The following is a 23443-nucleotide window of genomic DNA, read 5'->3' as shown; positions in this document are numbered from 1 at the left end:
TAAACCTTGTTTGTATTCCAATCGCAGGTACGCCAAGATCGTTGTCCGCGACCTTTGTCGTAGTAGGGAGCTTTTTTTCCACAAATGCCACATCGGCATTGTTCTCCCTTAGTGGGGTGAACCATAATTGCAAACGAGCCATCAGGTAAGATTTTCATATCATCGATGGCGGTATGCTTGACATTAATAACAGCTTTCAGTATCTTTTTGGTGAGCATACATTTACCTCTCTGTACTATAGATTTTTTCCGCAAAAAAAATCGTACAGGAAAATGTATGCTTTTTCAATATTTACAAGGGTTATAGCGTTTTATATACCCACACAAACTAACGAAGAGCCATTTATTTTGATTTATTATCTCCGGAAGATGATGAAGTATTTGTCGATGTAGGTGGGTATGATGGGATGAACTCTTTTTATTTTTTTAATTGGTGTGGTAATAAAAGAAATGCAAAAGCATATATATTTGAACCCAACAATGATATGAATGAGAGGATAAGCAATAAAGTACAACCTGGAATGAATTATACAATAGTTCAGTATGGTGCTTGGGATAAAAGGACAAAATTGTCATTTATGAAAAAATCAAAGGCGAATGGTTCTTGCATTATTGAAAATGATGATACATTGGATACGATAGAAGTAATCGATTTAGATAGCTATTTTGAAAGTGAAGGCGTAGTTCCAACATATATCAAAATGGATATTGAAGGAGCTGAGCATAAAGCATTGGAAGGAGCAAAAAAGATTATTTCTAATAATAAACCTAGGTTGGCAATATCTATCTATCACAAGCAAGAGGATTTATGGGACTTGCCAAAGCTTATACTGGATATACGTCCGGATTATAAGTTTTATATTAGACATTACACGATGGGATTTGCGGATACAGTTTTATATGCGGTTTAATTAAACGGTGAATTTTATGGCACACATAATCCTAAAATTCGATGATCTATCACAAGAAACATTAGAAAGCTTTAAAAAAATTCATGAAATCTGCAAAAAGTACTGTGCACTTTCGAGTTTTGGGCTGATAGGAAGCAGTCTGTCAGATCCCGATAAAGAGTACGTTGCAGATTTGAAAGAATTTGAAAAATCCGGAGTAGAGATCTGGAACCATGGTTATCATCATACAGATGAAGAATTTTCGGTATGTACTTATCAGCAGCAAAAGGAGTCTATAGGTAATACGCAGGAACTTATGATGAAATATTTAGGTAATCCTGCTTCTACATTTGGTTCTCCTCATAACAACAGTACAGAACTGACAATTAGTGTTTTAGGAGAACATTTTCCTAAAATAAGAAACTATTTATTTATGGCAGATGCATCAGGAAGAACTGATTCCAGACAACTTCTGATGCGATGTAACTATGAAATAAAAACAGGTCTTATTGATTTGGACTTCTTTTCAAAAGAATATAATAGGATAAAAAAATATCCCTTCTTTATTATGCAGGGACATCCGAGCTTTTGGACGGAGGATGATTTTAAAAGATTTGAAGAGATTCTGAGAATACTTGTTGATGACGGTAATTCTTTTGTTACACCAAAGAGTCTACGTGATTATGAAATCAAAGAATATCGAGAGGATATATTAGAAAAAGAAATCGATAACATCAAAAGATTTTTTGAACTACATAATAGTATCTATTATTATGGTGCAGGTGAAATAGGCAGAGAGGTATATCGCTATTTTGATAAGCGAGGATATAAGCCAACAGGATTTGTGGTATCTGATGGTCATAAATCTGTTTCGGATGTTTGTGGTGTTCCGGTTTATGAGTTGAGTGAGATATTTAAGTATAAAACAAAAATCGGAATAATTCCGACTATACTTGGTAAAACCCATGGGGCAGTGCTCAATAATCCAATGTTAGTCGGATTTGATATCTGGATGACGGAAAACGTAAGCATTTATGATGAAATAATAGATTATATCAGGTTTGAACTATCTTTATAAAATGGATTTGGGGTAATGAAAAAAGTTTCGGTAATTGTTCCCGTATTTAATAATGAACGCACGCTACAAAAATGTGTTGATACTATTATTCAACAGACTATGGATGAAATAGAAATTATCTTGGTTGATGATGGTTCAACAGATGGTTCTCCATTATTGTGTGATGAAATTTCAAATCTTCATGACAACATTAAAGTCATACATAAAGAAAACGGTGGTCTTGTGTCAGCTAGAAAGTCAGGATTGAAAGAAGCCACCGGAGAATACGTAGGATATGTGGATAGCGATGATTGGATTGAACCTCAAATGTATGAAAGACTATACGGCATTGCGCAAAATCATGATGTAGATATGGTTTCATCGGGATACATTTTCGAGGGTAACTATCAATCATATGAATATGATACTGTTGATGAAGGCGAGTATAGAGGAATCGGATTAAAAGAGCTTAGAGAAAAAACTATTTATAATATGCAAGTGCAAGATTTAGGATTGCGAGGATCTTTGTGTTGCAAGTTATTTAGAAGAGAGAATCTTAAAAAAGCACAATTATCCATTCCTGACACAATATCTTATTCAGAGGATAAGGCATGTGTGCTGATGTTTATGTTGAATTGCGAAAGTGTCTATGTTGTAAAGGACTGTTTTTATCACTACGTGTTAAATAAAGAATCCATGACAATGGAGCCTAAAAAGGATTATCTTGTAAAGATAAATGAGGTGTACAAATATTTCAGCTCTTTATATGATCATCCGAACTTTTCTGATGATATGCGTATTCAGGCAGAGCTTTATATAACACAGCAGTTGATAAAAGGAATAAATTCCAGAATGGGATTCTTATTAAAGAATTTGTTATGGATTGATTCAGACTGGATGTATAAAATACCTGAGGGTTCCGGAATCCTTTTGTTCGGTTCGGGGGCATTGGTTGAAACCTATAGCAGACAGGTGAAAAATAGCAAAAGGTTGAAATTGATTGGAATATTGGACGATGTTCATGACGTGCCTGATTGCAGTTATGATTACATAGTTATTACGTATAAATATGTTCCTAAAGTTGAAGAGATACGTAATAGCTTGATAGATAAGGGAATCCCAAAGGATAGAATACGCTGGTTTGAACAAAAGGAAATATTCTGGAAATATGCAAAGGATGCCGGGTTATATTGATTCCTGCCATAAAGCTGTTATGAATAAATTGATTAGAATAACAAAAGAAAACATAAACAAAATATCATCCGGCACAATATATCTTCTATCCTTTTCAGATAATTATGTAAATGACATGATAGATGAATTTGGCCGAAATGTCGTAGAGAGTATTAATTGTTACATTGATTTTTCTCATAAAGGAACAGACAAAGATATAAACGGAAAAATCATTAATTGCATTGATATTGATAATGTTACTTTGTTATCACAGGATGCAGACTACATTATTGTTGATGATTACTACTGGGAAATATACGAGAAGTATGTCCAGAAACTTGTCATAGATAAAGACATTTACTTTTTTGCCAATAGAGAGACATCGTATGATCTTGACTACAGGCAACGATATGAAAATGTACCGCTTAAAAATATTATCCTCTTCAGAAGCGGACCTCATGCCTCGGCATATATAAAGGGTACTGATTTTTCTGATAATGCCAGAGCAGTTTTTGAGTATATGCTATCCGTCGGATTGAACGAGAAGTATGAGCTTGTTTGGTTGGTGAAAAACCCTGATGAGTTTAAACATATTGAAGACAACTATCCTGGTGTGAGGTTTTTGTCTTTTGACTGGTCTGTATCTGATGTTCCCCAAAACAGAGATGCTTATTACGAAGCATTATGCCTTTCAAAATACATTTTCTTTACCGATGCATACGGTTTTTGCAGAAATGCGAGAAAAGATCAGATAAGGATTCAGTTGTGGCATGGTTGCGGTTTTAAGACCAGAGTAAATTTCGTAAGATGTGAAGACAGATATGAATACATGCCGGTCATCAGTCCGGTTTATGCAGAAATCCATAAGAAAATATATGGATTGCGCGATGATCAAATTTTGATAACTGGATATCCTAAAGAAGACACTATTTTTCATCCGCGTAATGATTGGAAGGAGCTTTTGGGTATAAAAGAAGCTCGTAAGTATATATTCTGGCTGCCTACATTCCGGAAAACAGATGTAAACAATCTCGCGGAAGTGGATATGTATCAACTTTCCGGTGAAACAGGACTTCCAATAGCTAAAAACATAAACGACTTAAGCAAACTTGATGAATGTTTGCGTGCTCAGGACATGTTTTTGGTTTTAAAGCTTCATCCATTTCAGGATCGTTCCCTGATCAATATCCCGGATTGCTCTAACATTGTTTTTATAGACAATGAAAGTCTGGTAAATAATGATATCCAGATAAATGAAATACTCGGGTTTGCAGATGCTCTGATATCAGATTATTCATCAGTAGCAGTTGACTACCTTTTGCTTGACAGACCGATTGCCTTTTTGATTGATGACATCCAGGAGTATGAAAATAAAAGGGGATTTGTATTTGAACCTATCAGGGAATGGCTTCCGGGTGTTGAGATAAAAACATTTTCAGAACTTTATGACTTTATAGTTGAAATAAGTAAAGATATTGATAGTTCCATGGAGAAGCGAAGAAGTATATCAAAACAGATGCATTCTTTTAAAGATGACCAAAGTTGTAAAAGGTTGATTGAAGCACTCGGGATTGTTGTATGAGAAGATACGGTAAGAAGTTTCACATCCGTTGATCCTCCATAATCCTAACAAACTCCTCCGGCGTATATACTTTCACCGGCGATTCCGAAAAGTGTTCCGTATTTCTTGTAATGATACATTCAACACCTGACCGTAAAGCTGTTTCTATCATGATCGCATCCTCGTAGTCATTGTTTGGAAATGATAGAGCATTTTTGCAATCTGCCTCAGTTGTATCCAGTACTTCGAAAAGTGAGAAGAGTTTAATAAGAATCTGACGGGCTTTGTCGTCAACATTTTCCTCACCTTTAAATTGTTTTTTTGCAAAAAAATGGATGTCGGCGGACTCTTTTGCAGTGATGCATCCGGAATGCTCTTTTCTTGCTACTGATAGAAAGATTTCTTTGCCGGATACGCACCAAGGCTCCCGGTTTTGAAGTACGTCAATTATGATATTTGTATCCAACAGGACTCTCATATCTCGTTTGTCCTTTCGTTAAGAGCTTCTTCAAGTGTAGTAGTTTGCGGAAGTGACCCGAAAAGTGACTCTGCAACACTAACTCTGTCCTGGAAAGGACTTGTTAACTTAGCAATCACTTTTCCATATTGGGTGATAAGGACATCTTCGGTTGAAGCAAGTGTTAGATATTTGCTTAGATTTGTTTTTAATTCAGTTGCTGTGATTGATGACATATGTGACACATCCTTTCGTTAAATAGTACGATGATTTTACCACATTCGTACGATCAATTCAACATAATGGGGCGAATAAAGGAGGCTATATAAAATTCTATAAATGTAACAGAGTCATCCTTCCTTTACCCAATCTGCAATGGCCAACCCCGGCACACGCCCAAACTCCTCCGCATTATGTGTTATAAAAGTAAGCGATTTTGACAGCGCCTGCCCCGCCAACTGAATATCATATGCGCCTATAGGCGTACCGATTTTCTATGGATGAGCGCGGATCATTCCGGCAGAAACAGCGTCTGAACTGTCAAACTCAAGGATGTTGAATGGCGCGAGAAATAAATGAAGGTTCTGTCTTGTTCTTTCGCCCCAATTATCACACGGAAAACGATGGTTACGATAGGAAAGATTTGGTTATTTTCACGTTGGTGCCGCGGTGGTAGTGGAATTTATATATACACTTCACGGGTCACTTACCGGTCGATACATCAACTACCGGTTAAGTGACCTTTTTCTTTTTTTGTGCTATTCTTAAGGCATGATTTTGGGGAACAAATGACAGGTTCTTTTGACACATAGGATGTGATTGGAGAAAAGCATGGGACAGTATTTAAATCCGGGTAGTCAGAGATATCAAATGACTGTTAATTCAAGGATATTTGTGGATAAGACTGAGATGATCTGCTATCTCAATTCTATTATTAACACACAGCAGAGGTTTGTCAGTGTTTCACGTCCCAGAAGATTTGGTAAGAGCATAGCGGCTGATATGGTCTGTGCGTATTATGACAGGGAAGCGAATGACAGGGAACTGTTTGAGAAAAGGCTGATTGCAAAGTGTCCTCCAATCGAAACAGAATCAAAATCGGTCACTTGGGATATGTATCTCGGAAAGTATGATGTTATCCGGATTGTCATGACAGATTTTATCAAGTCAGATCAGGATGTGAGCATAGGACTTCAAAAACTAAACAAGCTGGTCGTGAGAGATTTGGCAAAGAAGTATCCGGATGTAGATTATTATGATAAGGACGATTTGATCCAATCCATGCAGGATGTATTTGATGAGACAAAACGTCAATTTGTAATCGTTATTGATGAATGGGATTCGGTGTTCCGCGAGAGAAAGGATGATAAGGAAGGGCAGAAAAAATATCTTGATTTTCTTCGCGACTGGATGAAGGATAAGTCCTACATTGCGCTTGCTTATATGACGGGGATTCTTCCGATAAAGAAATTCGGACAGCAATCTGGCCTTAATATGTTTACCGAGTGCTCTATGATGTTCCAAAGGGAAATGGCACCTTATACCGGTTTCACAGAAGAAGAGGTTAAAGAACTGGCTTTCAGGTATGGTTCTGATTTTGAAAAGATGAAAGCCTGGTACGATGGTTATGCTGTCAGAGGCATTATCTCACCTGAGAAAAGAGAAGAGTATCGTAAGGACCATTATAATGGACATAAGATATCTATCTACAATCCTTCGTCAGTTGTTAGTTCGATAAAAACCGGTATCATAGGGAATTATTGGAATAATTCAGAAATCCATGAAGCTCTTGCCGATTACATTGGGATAAAAAAGATTGATGGTTTAAAGGATGCCATAAATCTTCTCATGGATGGGGGACGACTTAAGGTAGATACATCCACATATCAGAATGATATGATCACTTTTACCTGGCTTGATGATGTTTTGTCGCTTTTAGTCCATCTAGGATATCTGGGATTTGATGATGAAAAGAGCGAAGTATTCATACCAAATCTAGAGATATTGGATGAGTTTAAGTTTTCTGTAAAAGGTGCTGAGTGGGTGGAAGTATTTGCGGCGTCACGTTGATTTATTAGAGCCAAAGGTTTACGCTATAGTTGGATTGGTTATAGTGCGTGACTGTATATTGTACTTTACTTAAATTAACGAACTATATTATTGTGGATGGATTACCGGCATAGGGATGTTCAATGACATATGCTTCAGCCTCTGCACTGATCTGTTCGGCGGCTTTTTTGTCGAAGTGCTGTCTTTGCCACTCGGTATAGTCAAATTGATCGCTTTTGACCAAGGAAATAAACTCTTCGGTTTCGACGGTTTTTAAAACATTATACATGGCATACCTCTCTTGAGTCTTAGTATTCTTCATGATAGCGCCGCCAGCAATTCATTAGCAGATTTCACTATATCCGGATCGAAGCCTTCGGTAAGAAGTTTTTCATCCGTGTAGCCTTCCTTTAATCGTTTTGTGGCTTCTGATAATTCGGTAACACCTTCAATTTTAGCTGCATCCAACTCGGGTTTCATAAGTTTTATAAGAGCTTCATTCATTTCCGGTACCTCCTTTAATTTATTGAATAGTGATTCGTTTTCTTTCATTGCCAAATATAAGACCGAGTCGGCATTATCTTTGCCATCCTTGTCGGTCAGGGATCTGACAGATGAAACCAAGCGTTTGACTTCCGGTTCTTCCATCTTGTTGGTCAGTGCTTTCAGCCATTGGTGTTCACTGTCGTTGAGCCTGGATGATATAATGAGCTGTGTCGGAAAAATGACTTTTTCTCCGGTGACGTAAAATATGCCGGGATATATTTCTACGATATCGCAGCAGTTGTTTTTTAACCAGTTGATGAGCGTTGTGGTCATGCCTTCGCGTACAAGGGAAATGGTTATATCAGATGACCTGATGCCATTTTCTTACTCGGCATTTGCCTTATACAAACAGGCATAGGCCAAAGTTTTAAAGTATACATCGATTCCCAGTTCATCTTCGGGAGACTTGTACTCAAAGATATTGTGCTGTCGGAAGATTCTTCCTATTTCGTTCTGTATTTTTGCTTTCTTTCGTTTTTTTATAACCAATAAATCAAGCTGTATTGGTTTTGTGTTAAGTGTGTGTTCTGATTCAAAGCATAGATCTTTTTTGTTAGCTTTAAGCTCGAGCTTCATCGCCGCACAAAACGGCGGGTGCCATTGGGTCTTTTTTGATTCACTCATAATTATTCTTTCCTTCTGATGGTGGTAATTATAAGTGATTAGTGCAACCACTTTTATATTACCATTGTTTGATAGGGGAGACAATAAGTTGATATTTTAAGAAAACTGAATTGGTGAAAGTTAAGATTCTTATAATTCAGAAGATTGATAGAACCTAGAATTTCGAGCCATATAGGTTTATGACTTTTCCATTTGACATAGGTATGATAGCAGACTTCGGCAATTTTTCCTATAGTCTGAATTTCGACCATATATCGTAACAGTTCAGCCGGTGGACCAGGGGGACTGTAACCATACAAAAAAGGTCACTTACAGGCAACAACTGCTGGTTGAGTGACCTTTTTTCTATTTTATGCTAGACTAAAGCCAGAGCTTTTGGATATATAACGGCTAAGAGTACCAGGTACCCTTAAGTCTGGTATATTGCAGTATAGAGCAGTGGACGAAGGATTAGATATGTCACTAAAAGAAAAGATTGATATCATTTATAAATTACAGGATTACACACATCTTGAATGGAATGACAGAACCAGAATATCGCAGGGCACACCCGGAAGCTTTTTGAAAACATATGAAGGTGATGGGGTAGATAGAATATACTATAAGCTTTCAAATTCCGATTATAGAGGAATTTATGGACATGAATCCGTAAATGAGTTGATTGCGTCACGATTGTTGGATGTTTTAGGAATTGATCATGTTTCTTATCGGCTTATTCATTCAAGAGTCAGGATTGACAATGCAGAATACGAAACATGGATGTGCTCCTCCAGAAATTTTAGAAAAGATGGACAGGATAAAATAGCATTTGATGCGTATTTTGAAATGATGAGAGAGGATGATGAGCTTCCGATTGATTTTTGTAAAAAAAGAGGATGGGATGAGCAGATATATAAAATGATGGTTTTCGACTATCTTATATGTAATAGAGATCGTCATGGAGCGAATATTGAGTTGCTTCAAACAGGAGACGAAGTGATGCTGGCACCTCTTTTTGATCATGGACTGTCACTTATTTTTTCCTGTTATGACAGCGAGGAAGCGGTCAGTGATTTTGATGTAATGAAGGATTATCCGGTAAATAATTATTTTTTCAGCAGATCACTGGAATACAATTTGAGATATGTACCTAAGAGTTTAAAAATCAATCATCTTTATGAGGATGATTATGATTACATAATGCATGGTATAGATAAAGTACTTCCAAAGGTATATGGTGATAAAATATGGGAAATGATAACAGGCAGATGGAAAAAGTATGAAGAGATACAGAATAGCAAATAAGAGATCAAAGAATAAAGCTGTAGCTACACTTCTATATGATGAAGAAAAGCAAGAGTTCAAAATAGAGATTCCCAGGGGACAGGATGAACGTAAGTTGCCAATGCTATTGCGGGCCAGCGCAAGCAAGGGTGAATATATTTTGAATCCAAAGTTTAGTTTGTTATGGGTAAGGAACAGACTGGTCCCCAGTGAAAGACAAAACATAGGACAGTTTTTGAAATCCTATGGATTACAAAATTATAGAGAGGATTTGATCCTGGAAAAAACAGAAGGGCGTTCCATCCAGGATGATTTTGTTGTCATTAGAGAACAGTGATGTAAAGTATAGAGTAGGTGGTGAAAAGAACCACCCCGATCCATGATGCCCATCGACCACAAAAAAGATTACGTTAAGAAGATTCAAGGAGGATAGACAATGAAGGTAATAGGTAATAAGCTTGGTAAACTATTGGCCCCGGCCATCGCTTTGTCGCTGATTGCTTTTCCGGCGTCATTGAATTTTGCCGTGGCTGAGGAGTCGGATCAAAGCGCATTGGCCAGCAGATCGGAAACTGAGGCAGTTTTCATCAAGGATTACTGGACCAAAGACTCTCAGGCTGCGAAAAAGATCAATGATTACATAGGTGCAGTGACGGATGAAGCTTCCTCAGATTACATCCCCGTTAAGGATCGTATAGCTGTTTTCGATCTGGACGGAACGCTGATGTGTGAAACCGATCCTTTCTGCTTTGAGTATATGGTTTTCGCAGATTATGCACTGAGCCATTCGGATGACATGTCTGAAGAGGTCCTGAGTGTTGCCCATGAGATCATGGAAGCCACAGGCAGGAAAAAACCGGATGGCATGAGTACCAGACAGGCAGAAGCCGCAGCCAAAGCCTACAAGGGAATGACTATGGAGGAACTTGCTGAGGTTGTGGAAAATTTCAAGTCAAGTGAAGCCTGGGGATTCACAGGTATGACGAGAGGCGAGGCCTGGTACAAGCCCATGGTGGAGCTTTTTAAGGAGCTTCAGGATAATGATTTCAAAGTCTATGTAGTCACTGCCACGGAGCGGAACATCGTGCGTCAGGTCATCGCCGATACTCTGGATATCCCTCCTGCACAGGTCATAGGCACAGAGTATGGTTACACCGCAACCAATCAGGGAGAGGCTGAGGATACTGACTATACTTTCACATCGGAAGACAGGATAGTGTTTGACGGTAACTACTATGGTGAAAATGCCAAGACCAGTAAGGTGGACGCCATCGTGAGAGAGATCGGGCAGCAGCCGGTGCTTGCATTCGGCAATTCCTCCGGAGATCTCGCCATGGCGGTTTACACCATCTCTAACAATCCATACAGAAGCGAGGCTTATATGGTACTCGCTGATGATCCTGTAAGAGAATATGGAGAACCTGACAGTGCTAAGGAAAAGAAAGAGTCCTATGAGAAGGTGGGTGTTGACACTATCTCCATGAAGGATGATTTCCTCACCATTTATGGCGACGGCGTAATGAAGAATACCATGGCGCGCTATAAGCTTGAACAGGTGGTGGCTCTCAGCAGACATAATCTTCGCGCACCTTTATCAAGTAATGGTTCTGTTCCCCAGGAGCTCACACCCCACGAGTGGATCAGGTGGACAGCAAGATCCAGCGAACTGACCACAAAGGGCGGTATCCAGGAAACAAACATGGGACAATACTTTAGAAAGTGGCTGGACCAGGAGGGACTGATCCCGGAAAACAGTATCCCGGAAGAAGGTGAGATCCGTTTTAATGCAAGAGAGAAGCAGCGCTGCAGAGCAACGGCAAGATATTTTGCCTCAGGTATGCTTCCCCTTGCGGACGTTAAGGTGGAGTATCCGACAGCCACAAACGGTCTTGAAGACTTTATGAAGCCCAATCTCAAATTTTATTCTGAGGAGTACGCTTCCGATGCTGCGGAACAGGTCAGATCCATGGGCGGCGATGCAGGCTTTGACGGACTTACGGACGAGTTGAGGGATGCCATAAAGCTTATTATGGATACCGTTGATATGGAGGACAGCGAAGCCTATAAGGATGGAGAGTACGGCGATCTTTTAAAAGACAGTTCAGGCTACAAGATGGCTGATGGTCAGGAACCTGATATAACAGGTGCCATAAAGACAGCAAGTCAGGTGGCAGATGCGCTGGTTCTTCAGTACTATGAGGAACCGGATCTCAAAAAGGCTGCCTTCGGGCACGAACTCAGTGAATCAGACTGGGCAGAGATAGCAAATGTACTTACAAGATATGAAGAAATAAAATTCGGTGCACCACTTGTATCGGTAAACATTAGCAACCCACTGATCCGGGAACTGGAAAGTGAACTTAAGAATGAAAAGAGGAAATTCAGTTTCCTCTGTGCTCACGACTGTACAGTGTTTACGACTTTGACTGCTCTCGGAGTGAAGCCCTATACACTTCCGGACAGCATTGAAACAAAAACACCGATAGGCGTGAAGGTGCTTTTTGAGCGTTGGCGTGATCCGGAGGGTGAGGCATGGTACAAGGTCAATCTGGTATACAGAAGCACTGAACAGATCAGGGACTCGGCAGTTTTGTCACCGGAGAATCCTCCTATGAGATATAACCTTAGCTTTGATGGTGTGCCGACCAATGAAGACGGCCTGATCTCAGAAGCTGATCTTTTCAGTATGTTTGACCGTACCCTGGCTCAGTATGATGAGCTTCAGGAGAAATACACGAAGGAAACATGGGATGCAGCGGCTTAAGTGAAACAGATATCCACAAGATATATTCTTATGAGTGAGGAAGAATGGAATACATATGATACCTATCGACAGTTTTCCCACCAAAAAACTTAAAGGCATAGAATACAAGGCGGGCCGCGTTTTCCCCTTCGGCGCGTCAATCATGTATAATGGGGTGAATTTCAGCATTTACTCAAAGGACGCCACAGGCTGCACTTTGCTGCTTTATCATAAGGGAGCGGAGAAGCCCTTTGTGAAGATCCCATTCCCTGACGAGTTCCGGATAGGAGACGTCTTCACCATGATGGTCTTCGGTCTTGACATAGACGACCTTGAATATGCCTATCTCATGGACGGTCCCTATGATGAAAAAAAGGGCCAATGTTTCGATAAGGAAAATCCGCTCCTGGACCCTTACGCAAAGGCTGTTTCCGGAAGAGCTGTCTGGGGCGGGGAAATGCATAAGTACCTTGACGAATCCGACTATACCGGACTTGAGAATATCCTTGAGGAGGAAATGGAAGAGAAAATCCTTAAGGAAAAGCGCCGGCTAAAAAGGCAAAAAGGCAACAGAAACACCGGCTTCCGGGGCCGTGTAATAATGGAGGACTTCGACTGGGACGGCGACAGACTTCTCAACATCCCGAAGAAGGATCTGGTCATCTACGAGATGCATGTCAGAGGTTTCACCCGTCATGAATCCAGCGGCGTAAAATACAAGGGCACCTATGCCGGAATCTGTGAAAAGATTCCTTATTTAAAGGAGCTTGGAGTTAACTGTGTCGAGCTTCTGCCCATCTTTGAATTTGACGAGCTTCAGAACGACTTCTCAGTGAGGGGGCAGAAACTCTACAATTACTGGGGCTACTCCACCGTGAACTTCTTCTCCCCCAAGGCCGGTTACGCTGCTTCCGGCAGCCTCGGCATGGAGGTTGACGAGCTCAAGTACACCATCAAGACACTTCATGAAAACGGCATCGAAGTGATCCTTGATGTGGTTTTCAATCACACCGCTGAGGGAGACGAAAAAGGGCCGGTTATTTCCTATAAAGGAATAGACAATAGGACCTATTACCTCCTGACCCCCGACGGCCACTACTATAACTTCAGCGGCTGCGGCAATACCATGAACTGTAATAATGCTGTGGTCCGGAGCTTCATCAAGGACTGTCTCAGGTACTGGGTTGCTTCCTATCATATAGACGGATTCCGTTTCGATCTTGCCTCCATCCTCACCAGAAATCAGGAAGGGGCTCCGATGCTCTCTCCCCCTATTCTTGAGAGTCTCGCTTATGATGCGGTTCTGGGAAGAGCGAAGCTTATAGCGGAAGCCTGGGATGCCGGCGGACTTTATCAGGTGGGATCATTTCCCTCCTGGAACCGCTTCTCCGAGTGGAACGGAAAGTACAGAGACTGCATCAGGAAATTCATTAAAGGAGATGCAGACTGCGCACCCGAGCTTTACAACCGTATAGCCGGTTCCGAAGATATGTATCCCGGCAAGACCCCGGCTGTATCCATTAACTACGTAACCTGTCATGACGGCTTCACCCTCCGGGATCTGGTTTCCTACAACGAAAAGCACAATGAACAAAACGGCGAGGGAAACCTTGACGGTGCCAATGACAACAACAGCTGGAATTCCGGAGCAGAGGGAGAGACAGATGACGAAGAAATCCTGAATCGCCGCAGAAGACAGATGGAAAACCTACTGACGATACTTTTCCTTAGCCGAGGAGTGCCCATGCTTCTTTCCGGAGATGAGATGGGCCATACCCAGTCCGGCAACAACAATGCTTATTGCCAGGACAACGAAACCACCTGGCTGAACTGGAAGGGACTTCAGACCTACAATGATTTCCATAATTTTGTGAAAAACATTATCTCCTTCAGAAAAGCCCACCCGGTATTAAGAAGCGAAGACTTTTTCAGAGGTCACAACGGCACCGGCTACCCGGAGCTTTCCTTCCATTCGGAAACTCCCTGGCAGCTTGACATGAACGCCCCGACCCACGCCTTCGCCTTCATGTACGCAGAAGACCATAAGAAATTCCGGGTCAAAGAAGATAGCTATATCTACGTCATGGTAAACGCCCATTGGGAACCACACACCTTTACCCTGCCCATAATCCCCGAGGGCTTCACCTGGCACCTCGTGACAGAAAGCGCCGGACGCTCCTACCCCGCCGGCAAAGAAAAAGACATGGGCCTCCCATCTGAATGGAGCCTTGGTTGCAGAATGACAGTAGTAATGATAGCCAAAAAGAGACAATAGTATTTGCAAAACAGTCGTAAAAGTAAATTAGGCCGGAGCAGGAGGGCTGCCCTCCTGCTCCGGCCCTCGTTTTATTAAATAAATAATATATCTCACAAATACTTATCAGAAAATTATTCTTGCCGATAAGGAAATTGTAGAAACTAAAAAACTGTTGAATCTCAGGCAAGGATTGCCGGAAGTTAGAACAGTACGGAACGTGACAAGGCCGAAAAGCCGGTGCGCTCCATATATTCGGGTACAACATAGCTTAGGACAGCGCAGGAGGAAACAAGATGCAAAAGTTCAGGAACATGAAGGTCAAAGATAAATTCATCACAACCATAGTGATCATAGCGGTTGCCATCATCGTACTGGTTGGAATTTCATTCGGCTCTTTCTCAAAGATGAGTGGAATGATGAAGCAGTTTTCAGGTGTACAGTACGAAAACACCAAAGCACAGATGGGAATGCGTAAGGATATACAGACAATCAATAAACGTCTGCTCCTTACCATGCTTGATCCAGAAAACAATTCTGTGGCCGACCAGAGAGCGGATTTTGATGAGCGATTTGCAGACATGCAGGACAGCATCGATTCCATCGCAAAGACCCTGGGAGACGCTCAGCTGACCTCAACTCTGCAGACGAGATTTAATGAACTTAAGACCGACTCCTACAAGATCCTGGATATGATGGATGCGGGAGATAGGGAAGGTGCGGCAGCCTACTATAAGGATGGGTTTAATGTCATCACCTCCGAGAACTTTTCAGGAGCCCTTGGAGATGTAGGAAGCCTTTCAGATAAACAGGCGGCTGACCTCATCGAGAAGTCTGAAACATTTGAAAAAATTGTAACAGTACTGCTTGCAATCCTCGGAATTGTGGTAATCGTTTTGGTGATTGTGGTATTCATGAGCCTTGCAAACATGATCATCCAGAATGTCAAGCTTGCCAATGCCACTATGGAAAATATTGCACAGGCAAAGTTCGATACCGAAATCGACAGAGACAAGCTTTCAAAGGATGAGCTTGGTGTGATGGTAGGCAACATGGCAGATGTAAATATGAAGCTCCAGTTCCTTATCGATGACCTCAGTAACATGCTTACAGCCATGAGTACCGGAGATTTCTCCGCAAAGCTTAAGAATCCTCAGATTTATGTTAATGATACAGCACCTATCAGAACCGGCTTTGAAAAGATTTCCGAAAACCTTTCAGACATCTTCGCCAATATGAATGAAGTTGCCGCAAGGGTTCAGAACGGATCTGAGCAGATCGCAGCAGGATCCATGGCCCTCAGCCAGGGTGCTACAGAGCAGGCAGCTACCCTTCAGGAGCTTTCAGCAACTGTAGGATCACTTAACACTAAGGTTAAGGAAAGCGCCAAGTCAGCACATGATGTTGAAGATTTCTCCGCAGGTGTTGCCGATAAGCTCACAGAGCAGAATGAACAGATGGCAAGAGTTCAGGATGCAATGAAGGAGATCGAAGACAAGTCCAATCAGATCGAGAATATCATCAAGGCTATCGATGATATCGCCTTCCAGACCAACATCCTGGCACTTAATGCAGCCGTTGAGGCAGCACGTGCGGGAGCAGCCGGCAAGGGTTTCGCAGTTGTAGCTGACGAGGTAAGAAATCTTGCAGGAAAGTCTGCAGATGCTGCAACAGAAACTTCAACTCTTATCCAGTCTGCAATCGAGGCTATTCATAAGGGTTCCAAGATGGTTGGATCCGCTGCCCAGGAGCTGGATACGGTTAAGGATAATGCTATCAAGTCCAAGGAACTGGTTGCTTCCATTGCAAATGAGATGCAGAAGGAAGCCCAGTCCATCTCCGAGATCACCACAGGTCTCGAGCAGATCTCCCAGGTGGTACAGCAGAACAGTGCCACAGCAGAAGAGAGCTCTGCTTCCAGCAACGAGCTTAACGACCATGCAACACTTCTTAAGGATATGGTTGCCAAGATCACTTACTGATGAAAACCTGAAGCATTACAGATGTTTAATATGTATAAACCTGAGAGCTGCCACCCGGCAGCTCCTGTTTATTTTTAGGAACCAATCAGGCATGGTTTCAGACCGGACTGAAAATTTTTGTGCAATTTATCTTAAAATTTAGCATAAATTCACCGGATTTTAATGAGCTTTATAATTTGCTTATTGCATGGTTTTTTGAATCATGTTATAGTGTTACTAATAGAAAACTTATTATTTTTAATAGAAATTATAAGTTATTTTTTACGTGAGTAATTTAATAGTCTGCTGCAGGGAAGCAGCAGAGATCATCTTTTAGAGAGGGACGGATCCAAGTCTAGGGCATTCAGCCTCAGGAACCGTGTATTGACTCCATGAAAAGTTAGTTTCCAAGGACGGGCGAAACACACTAAACGCTATTTATAAAATTTAGCGTACTATTTGCTTAGTTAAAAATTAGGTAAAATTTACAATTTTTAAGATTTAAGAGGGCCTTGAGTATGGAAATTAATGATCAATTTATCACACCAATGAAGCCGTGGGATCTCACTGAAAAGGGAACCATTCGTAACCAAAGACCGCAGGAGACTGAGAGCGCAAAGCTGTTCAAGGATGTTTTGGAGCATACCGTGAACAATGTTAAGACAACTCAGGCAGACGTTGAGAACAAGCAGTATCTCCTGGCAACAGGACAGCTTGAGGATGCACATTCGCTTCCTATAGCTGAGTCAAAGGCTGCCATAAGTCTAAGCCTGCTGGTGACATTACGAAATAAGGCATTAACCTCATATAACGAACTTTTGAGGATGAACTCATAATGGGGATGGGGTTCAGAGTGGAGTGAAATTTGGAAAACTTTAAAGAACAATGGGGGAAGTTGTCTAAACGGAGCAAGATAGCCGTTATAGGCATCATCGCAGCAACGGTGATCATCGCTGCTGTGGCAATTATTTATTTAAGTTTAAATAACAAACCGAAATACAGTGTTTTGTTTACGGGGCTGAGCACTGAAGAGGCATCACAGGTGGCAGGCCTTCTGCAGGACGAGCAGATCCAGTATACCTACAATGCTTCCGACGGATCCATCCGGGTTCTTTCGGATAAGGTAGAAGCAACGAGAGTTTCCCTTCTGAGTAAGGGTTACCCGAAGAGCGGCTTTGCCTATGACATGTACATAAGTAATGCCGGTCTCATGACAACGGAATCGGATAAAGAGCTTTACACCCTGTATGACCTCCAGGATCGTCTGGGAGCAACCATTCGTCTCTTTGATGGAGTGCAGGATGCGAAGGTAACCATAGCCCAGGGGTCTGATGACAAGTTTGCGTTGAGCACCACCGAGACTATAGATGCCTCTGCATCGGTAGTTGTCACCATGAAAGAGGGGAAAACTTTATCGAAGGCAAACGCCAATGCGATCCGTAATCTTATTTCAAGGTCAGTTAAGGGCGTGAACTTTACAAACGTTTCGGTTTTCGATGCCGAAACCATGGAAGAGGTTGGCGTAGAAGGAGAAAATGAAGATACCAGCAAGCTGGTTCAGGATCTAACCCGTAAGGTTGAGCGCGAAATAGCAAACAATATTAAACACGTTCTCGGAAAGCTTTACGGGGATGATAATGTAGCGGTATCGGTAAAGGGTACTCTCGATATGACAAAGCTCATATCGGAAAATACAGAATATACTGTTCCGGATCAGCCGGAAACAGCCGAGAACAGAGAGGGTCTTCTCAACACTGAGAAGTACAACCGGGAAGATTCCGGTACAGCCGCAGATGGAGCCGCCGGCGTTGTAGGCACTGATGCCAATGCCGACACTCCGAGATATGTTAACCAGAATGGAGCAAACACAACCATCAACGGCTATTCAGCCAATGCCTACGAGAGAGAATGGTTATTCAATGTTCTTAAGGAGCAGAGAGAGATCCCACCCGGAGCCTTAAAGGACACCTCGGTGGCTGTTGTTATCATGACAAGCGACACCGCAGTGCAACAAAGGGATCTCATCAATCTGGTTGCAGACGCGGGAGGAATACCGAGACTTGAGGCTGCAGACAAGATAACAGTTATCCGTTCGACTCCTGCACCTGAACCTACGGAAGAAACAGGAGAAGGAACAGAAGAAACAGAAGAAGCGAAGGTTCCGCTGGTTGCATTTATTGCAGCTATCGCAGGAATCGTACTTTTGCTTCTTATCATTATCCTCCTCATTCTTCGCAAGAAGAAAAAGAAGAGACTTAAGCGTGAGGCAGAAGCCAAAGCTCAGGCAGAAGCAGAGGCACAGGCAGCTGCAGAGGCAGCAGCAGCGGAAGAGGCAGCTGCAGCGGCGGCAGCAGCGGCAGAAGCTGAAGAAAACAGCCGCGAGAAGCAGGAGGAGAGAGAAATCGGAGCAGAAGAAGAAACCAGTGCGGCAATGCAGCATGGCATGCGCCTGAAGCAGAATATCGGAGAATTTGTAGATAACAATCCTCAGGTAGTAGCAAAGCTTATCCAGAGCTGGATGCTTGAAGATGATGATGACGTAGAGGAGACAAACATTGGCAGAAGAAAAGACCGTTCAGGTAGGAAGTAAAACGGAAGAAACCATTAAGATCGATCCTGTGAAATACTATGAAAACAGAAAGCTGACCCGTAAACAGAAGGCAGCCCTCGTAATAGTATCCCTGGGAGCAGACCGTGCATCACAATTATACAAGTACCTTAGTGAAGCGGATATAGAGGAGCTGACCTATGAGGTGGCAAGACTGGGAAAGACTACGAACAAAGAGGTGGAAGACACCCTGGACGAGTTTTATAAGCTTTGCCTCACTCATAAGATGATGACTGACGGTGGAATCGACTATGCAAAGATAGTCCTTGAAAAGGCCTTTGGCGAATCCACCGCCAAGAATCTCCTGGAAAAGGTTTCTAAGACCCTGGCTTCCAAGCCCTTCAATTTCTTTGCAAAGGGAGATCCGAAGGCCCTTCTGTCACTGCTTGGAAACGAGAGACCGCAGGTTATCGCGCTTATAATGTCCTATATGGATGCAGAACAATCTGCCAAGGTTCTTGAGAACCTTCCTGAGGAAAAGCGTATTCCTACAGTTACGGCCATGGCTAACATGGATCGTGTTTCACCGGATGCCATCGCCATAGTTGAAAGTGAAATGAAGCGTAAGTTCAGTTCCATCATCACCAGTGATGAAAACATGAACATTGGAGGTATCGATTATGTAGCGGATGTCATGAACCATATCGACAGAAGCTCTGAGAAGAAGATCTTTGATGAGTTGGATGTATCGGATCCCGATCTTTCAAAGGATATCAGAGACAAGATGTTCGTATTTGAGGATATCCTCTTTATGGATGTTCGTTCCGTTCAGAGATTTATCCGCGATTGCGATACAAAGGATATTGTATTTGCTATGAAGACCGCAAGCGAAGATATGAAGACCATATTCTTCAACAACATGTCCAAGCGTCAGGCAGAAACAGTTAGGAGTGATATCGAGACTACAAGTAATGTCAGACTCAAGGATGTTGAGGAAGCTCAGCAGCGTATCGTTAACCTTATCCGTAAGCTTGAAGAACAAGGTGAGCTTGTAATCAATAAGGGAGGAGGAGAAGATGAAATCATTGTATAAGGTGAAATCTTCTCGATCCATTATAAAGGGCGGCCGGAATGTAAGTGTCCAGACATTTATTCCTCCTCTGGAAAGCTTCAATAAAGATGAAGCGGAAGAGGAGTCTGAGGTTATCGTCAGTCAGTCGGAACCGGAAACCGAACAAAAAACTGATGTAGCTTATCAAACCTACAAGGATGTGCCCGTAACAAATCCTGAGCTTGAAAAACAAAGCGAAGAAATAAAATCCAACGAAGAAATAGCCATCATGCAGCGAAAGATGCTGAGAGATGCGGCTGAAAGGGCGGAAAAGATCATTAACAGGGCCAATCTGGAGGCGGAACAGATAAAAAAAGAAGCCTATGACGAAGGCTACAATGCCGGACATCAGGAAGGCATGGCGGACGGTCACAGGGCGGCACAGCAGCAGGCAGAAGCTGATTTCAAGATAACTATAGAAAAGTATCAGTCAGCTGTAGCCCATTCCATCATACAGATAGGAGAGGAAAGAGAAGAAAGCTTTCACAGATACCTGGATGAGTTAAAGGATGTGGCCATAGCCGTTGCAGAAAAAGTTATTCATATAAGTCTCGAGACCTCCGGTGAGATCATTAAGCGTATGATCATAGCTGAGGTTGAGAAGATGAAGAAAACCGAGTGGATCAAGATTTATATAGATAAGTTTGATTATGAACAGCTTCTTTCGGTGGACGAGGACGTGGCTGCAGACCTTGCCAGAATTTCAGACAATGTCAAGTTTGTTGTCCAGGACAAGGAAAGCCTGGGATATGCAGTTATAGAGACACCCAGTGAGATGATAGACATTGGAGTTTCCTCACAGATTGACAATATCAGAGAGAATCTGAACAGTATCGATATCATGGAACAAAACGAAGAGGGCAGTGAGTAATGTTTGAGAAGCTCCCGGAGCTTATACGGAAATCGGAAACGGTGGGACGTGTAGGAAAGATCGAGAATATTGTCGGCATGGCTATCGAAGCCTCCGGCGACAGAGCAAGTGTCGGTGATATCTGCATGATCCACAATGAAGAATTGAATAAAAACATTCCGGCCGAAGTGGTGGGCTTCAAGGGGGGCAGGATACAGCTTATGACCTATGAAGCTACCTCCGGTATAACTTCAGGAAGCTTCGTAAGGAATACAAAGCACAGACTCCGGGTTCCGGTTGGGAATTTTTTGAAGGGTCGTATCATTAACGCACTGGGGCAGCCTATGGACGGAGGCCCTGAATTCCCGTTCAATGCTTCTACCTATACGGTTAACAGCGGATATACGAATCCTCTTGACAGACCACCTATCCGTTCAAGACTGGATTTCGGTATAAAGGCCATCGATGGTCTCAATACCATCGGAAAGGGCCAGCGTATCGGAATCTTCGCAGGCTCCGGAGTAGGTAAGTCGACTCTCATGGGCATGATAGCCAAAAATGTCAAGACAGACATCAATGTCATCGCCCTTGTAGGCGAGAGAGGACGAGAGGTCCTGGAATTCGCACAGAAAGACCTTGGGGAGGAAGGTATGAAGCGTTCGGTGCTTGTGGTGGCTACCTCAGACCAGCCGGCGATGCTGAGACTTAAGTGCCCGCTGGTTGCAACAACTATTGCAGAGTACTTCCGGGACAGAGGGATGGATGTACTTCTCATGATGGATTCATTAACCAGATACGCTATGGCACAGCGAGAGATTGGTCTCGCCACAGGGGAACCGCCCATAGCAAGAGGTTATACACCATCCATTTATGCAGAGTTTCCGAGACTTTTGGAAAGAGCAGGGCAGTTTAACAAGGGATCCATCACAGGCGTTTATACGGTTCTTGTGGAAGGAGATGATACCAATGAACCTATCGCCGATACAGTACGCGGTATCCTTGACGGACATATAGTTCTGTCGAGAGCACTGGCGGCGGAGAACCATTACCCCGCCATAAACATTGGCGCCAGCGTCAGTCGTCTTATGGCAGAGATCGTATCTCCTGAGCATAACAAATATGCTTCCAATATGAGAAACCTTTTGGGACTATATCAGAAAAATGCAGATCTCATTTCCATAGGAGCTTACAAAAAAGGTACCAATGCTGCACTGGATGAGGCGGTGAGCAAGTACGGAGACATCAATAAGTTTTTGTGTCAGGGGACAAAAGAATCTTTCAGCTATGATGATGTGCTTAAACAGATGAAAAGAATCGTGGGTTAAAAGATAAAGGGAGAAAGGAAAAAAGGCAGTAACAATGAAAAAGTTTCAATACAATCTTCAGTCAGTGCTTGAGTATAAGCAGAGGATACTTGATGATCTCAAGGAACAATATGCTTTAAGAATGAAGTTTGTGGAAGAGAAGAAACTTGAGATCAGGAACTTAAGAGCCAAGGCAGATGCCCTTACCGTTGAATTTGATGAGGTAAAAAAGACCGGGGCAGCCATTGAAAAGTTCCTTATGTATTCATCAATGATCGACAATCTGGATAAACAGGTAGAGATTGAGAAGGAAGCACTTAAGATTTTGCAGGCTAATGCCGATAAGAAAAAGGATGAGGTTGTGGCGGCAAACATTGACGTCAATAAGTTTGTAAAGCTTAAGGAAAAGAAGCAGATGCTCTACAAGGCTCAGGAGCAGAAGGATCAGGAAGCTTTCATCGATGAGTTTGTCTCGAACCAGCAGAATTCCATCGGGAGATCGGCCTGACAACGCAGAGTAAAAGGTGATCCTCATGCAATGCATGGATTACATAAATTAAATCAAAATTATTCTATTTAGAAAGGAGGCAAAATTTGGAACTTGTTAATAACTATTTTTCAGGTTCTGCGGGAACAGTGACCTTTGGCCCCGGCGGGCCCGGCTACAGTTCTGATAACGGCTCATCCGGCACAGGCAGGATTGATTTTTCTGCCCTTATCGCCGAAAAGAGTACAGCAGACTACCGGGATACCAAAAGTAATGCAGCAGGTAATACTCAGAACGGTCCTTCAAGAGGACAGAATGTTACGGACAGGACCACAGCAAAACAGACAGTACAGCAGACAACCAGGCAGACATCAAAGGAGACAGCCAAGCAGACGGAAGAGATAGACGAATCCGATGAGATTAAGGCAAGGACAGAGGAGGACATAGTAGCTCTTCAGGCGCTGGTAAGTGCCATGGAAGCCGACAGGATTGTTCCTTCTATGGAAGTCGATGGTATCGTTTCTGATATTGGCAGCGAAGCCGGACCGGCAGCCGGGGAGAACATA

Annotated in this window: 22 protein-coding genes and 1 pseudogene; 17 read left to right on the top strand and 6 right to left on the bottom strand. The window is 42.4% G+C overall.

Going from position 1 to position 23443, the window contains the following annotated elements; translation table 11 throughout:
- A pseudogene (locus G625_RS22875) lies at positions 1–218 on the bottom strand (hypothetical protein); the annotation flags it as partial.
- 122 nt (positions 219–340) lie between these two features.
- Between G625_RS22875 and G625_RS21425 the strand changes: the two are divergent.
- The 4 genes from G625_RS21425 to G625_RS0112170 are packed head-to-tail and all read left to right on the top strand — an operon-like array spanning position 341 to position 4701.
- Entirely contained in the window at positions 341–910 is a 570-nt protein-coding gene (locus tag G625_RS21425) for an FkbM family methyltransferase (protein ID WP_084152885.1), read from the top strand.
- 16 nt (positions 911–926) lie between these two features.
- A complete protein-coding gene (locus tag G625_RS0112180; RefSeq protein WP_029201338.1) occupies positions 927–1967 on the top strand; it encodes a DUF2334 domain-containing protein in 1041 nt (346 codons plus the stop codon).
- Between the two features lie 15 nt (positions 1968–1982).
- Entirely contained in the window at positions 1983–3140 is a 1158-nt protein-coding gene (locus tag G625_RS21420; protein ID WP_049895883.1) for a glycosyltransferase family 2 protein, read from the top strand.
- Positions 3088–4701 (top strand): CDP-glycerol glycerophosphotransferase family protein, encoded by a 1614-nt coding sequence (locus G625_RS0112170; RefSeq protein WP_156885115.1) that lies wholly within the window; start codon positions 3088–3090, stop codon positions 4699–4701. The genes G625_RS21420 and G625_RS0112170 overlap by 53 nt, the downstream gene beginning before the upstream one ends.
- 19 nt (positions 4702–4720) lie before the next feature.
- On the opposite strand, the gene G625_RS0112165 is transcribed toward G625_RS0112170, so the two are convergent.
- Positions 4721–5146 (bottom strand): PIN domain-containing protein, encoded by a 426-nt coding sequence (locus tag G625_RS0112165; protein WP_198014891.1) that lies wholly within the window; start codon positions 5144–5146, stop codon positions 4721–4723.
- An 8-nt stretch (positions 5147–5154) separates the two neighbouring features.
- Complete coding sequence (locus G625_RS0112160) at positions 5155–5373, bottom strand: type II toxin-antitoxin system Phd/YefM family antitoxin (RefSeq protein WP_044932567.1); 219 nt, start codon at positions 5371–5373, stop codon at positions 5155–5157.
- A gap of 595 nt (positions 5374–5968) precedes the next feature.
- Between G625_RS0112160 and G625_RS19760 the strand changes: the two genes are divergently transcribed.
- On the top strand, positions 5969–7207 hold the full coding sequence (locus G625_RS19760) for an AAA family ATPase (protein ID WP_044932564.1): 1239 nt from the start codon (positions 5969–5971) through the stop codon (positions 7205–7207).
- 82 nt (positions 7208–7289) lie between these two features.
- On the opposite strand, the gene G625_RS22770 is transcribed toward G625_RS19760, so the two are convergent.
- From G625_RS22770 to G625_RS21410, 3 genes are read right to left on the bottom strand one after another with little or no spacing between them, the layout of a single operon-like run.
- Positions 7290–7508: a hypothetical protein gene (locus G625_RS22770; RefSeq protein WP_044932561.1), complete on the bottom strand. Its 219-nt coding sequence runs from the start codon at positions 7506–7508 to the stop codon at positions 7290–7292.
- Entirely contained in the window at positions 7505–8005 is a 501-nt protein-coding gene (locus G625_RS21415; protein WP_049895882.1) for a hypothetical protein, read from the bottom strand. Before G625_RS21415 ends, G625_RS22770 begins: the two co-directional genes overlap by 4 nt.
- A 51-nt stretch (positions 8006–8056) precedes the next feature.
- Positions 8057–8356, bottom strand: coding sequence for a hypothetical protein (locus G625_RS21410; RefSeq protein WP_029201334.1), 300 nt, complete (start codon positions 8354–8356; stop codon positions 8057–8059).
- A 456-nt stretch (positions 8357–8812) separates the two neighbouring features.
- Between G625_RS21410 and G625_RS0112140 the strand changes: the two genes are divergently transcribed.
- The 12 genes from G625_RS0112140 to G625_RS19730 all read left to right on the top strand — a co-directional run.
- The gene (locus G625_RS0112140; RefSeq protein ID WP_044932558.1) at positions 8813–9640 is read left to right on the top strand and encodes a hypothetical protein; all 828 of its coding nucleotides are present in this window, start codon (positions 8813–8815) and stop codon (positions 9638–9640) included.
- The gene (locus G625_RS0112135; protein WP_029201332.1) at positions 9615–9956 is read left to right on the top strand and encodes a hypothetical protein; all 342 of its coding nucleotides are present in this window, start codon (positions 9615–9617) and stop codon (positions 9954–9956) included. Before G625_RS0112140 ends, G625_RS0112135 begins: the two co-directional genes overlap by 26 nt.
- A gap of 99 nt (positions 9957–10055) precedes the next feature.
- Positions 10056–12383, top strand: a complete 2328-nt coding sequence (locus G625_RS21405) for a histidine-type phosphatase (protein ID WP_049895881.1) — start codon at positions 10056–10058, stop codon at positions 12381–12383.
- Positions 12384–12438: 55 nt separating this feature from the next.
- Positions 12439–14637, top strand: coding sequence for a glycogen debranching protein GlgX (glgX, locus tag G625_RS0112125; RefSeq protein ID WP_029201331.1), 2199 nt, complete (start codon positions 12439–12441; stop codon positions 14635–14637).
- A gap of 275 nt (positions 14638–14912) precedes the next feature.
- Complete coding sequence (locus G625_RS21400; protein WP_049895880.1) at positions 14913–16598, top strand: methyl-accepting chemotaxis protein; 1686 nt, start codon at positions 14913–14915, stop codon at positions 16596–16598.
- A 497-nt stretch (positions 16599–17095) separates the two neighbouring features.
- Complete coding sequence (gene fliE / locus G625_RS0112115) at positions 17096–17413, top strand: flagellar hook-basal body complex protein FliE (RefSeq protein ID WP_029201330.1); 318 nt, start codon at positions 17096–17098, stop codon at positions 17411–17413.
- A gap of 29 nt (positions 17414–17442) precedes the next feature.
- Positions 17443–19167 carry a flagellar basal-body MS-ring/collar protein FliF gene (gene fliF, locus G625_RS0112110; protein ID WP_029201329.1) on the top strand — a complete coding sequence of 575 codons (1725 nt, stop codon included), beginning with the start codon at positions 17443–17445 and terminating at the stop codon, positions 19165–19167.
- A 13-nt stretch (positions 19168–19180) separates the two neighbouring features.
- Complete coding sequence (gene fliG / locus G625_RS0112105) at positions 19181–20218, top strand: flagellar motor switch protein FliG (protein ID WP_044932572.1); 1038 nt, start codon at positions 19181–19183, stop codon at positions 20216–20218.
- Complete coding sequence (locus tag G625_RS19735; RefSeq protein WP_049895879.1) at positions 20202–21107, top strand: FliH/SctL family protein; 906 nt, start codon at positions 20202–20204, stop codon at positions 21105–21107. Before fliG ends, G625_RS19735 begins: the two co-directional genes overlap by 17 nt.
- Positions 21107–22411: a FliI/YscN family ATPase gene (locus G625_RS0112095; RefSeq protein WP_029201327.1), complete on the top strand. Its 1305-nt coding sequence runs from the start codon at positions 21107–21109 to the stop codon at positions 22409–22411. The genes G625_RS19735 and G625_RS0112095 overlap by 1 nt, the downstream gene beginning before the upstream one ends.
- Before the next feature lie 34 nt (positions 22412–22445).
- The gene (locus G625_RS0112090) at positions 22446–22898 is read left to right on the top strand and encodes a flagellar export protein FliJ (protein WP_029201326.1); all 453 of its coding nucleotides are present in this window, start codon (positions 22446–22448) and stop codon (positions 22896–22898) included.
- 86 nt (positions 22899–22984) lie between these two features.
- On the top strand, positions 22985–23443 hold a 459-nt coding region (locus G625_RS19730), incomplete at its 3' end, for a hypothetical protein (RefSeq protein WP_044932555.1).

Source organism: Oribacterium sp. NK2B42 (genome assembly GCF_000424445.1).
In the GTDB taxonomy this organism is placed as follows: domain Bacteria; phylum Bacillota; class Clostridia; order Lachnospirales; family Lachnospiraceae; genus Oribacterium.
This window is presented reverse-complemented; position numbering and strand designations above follow the sequence as displayed.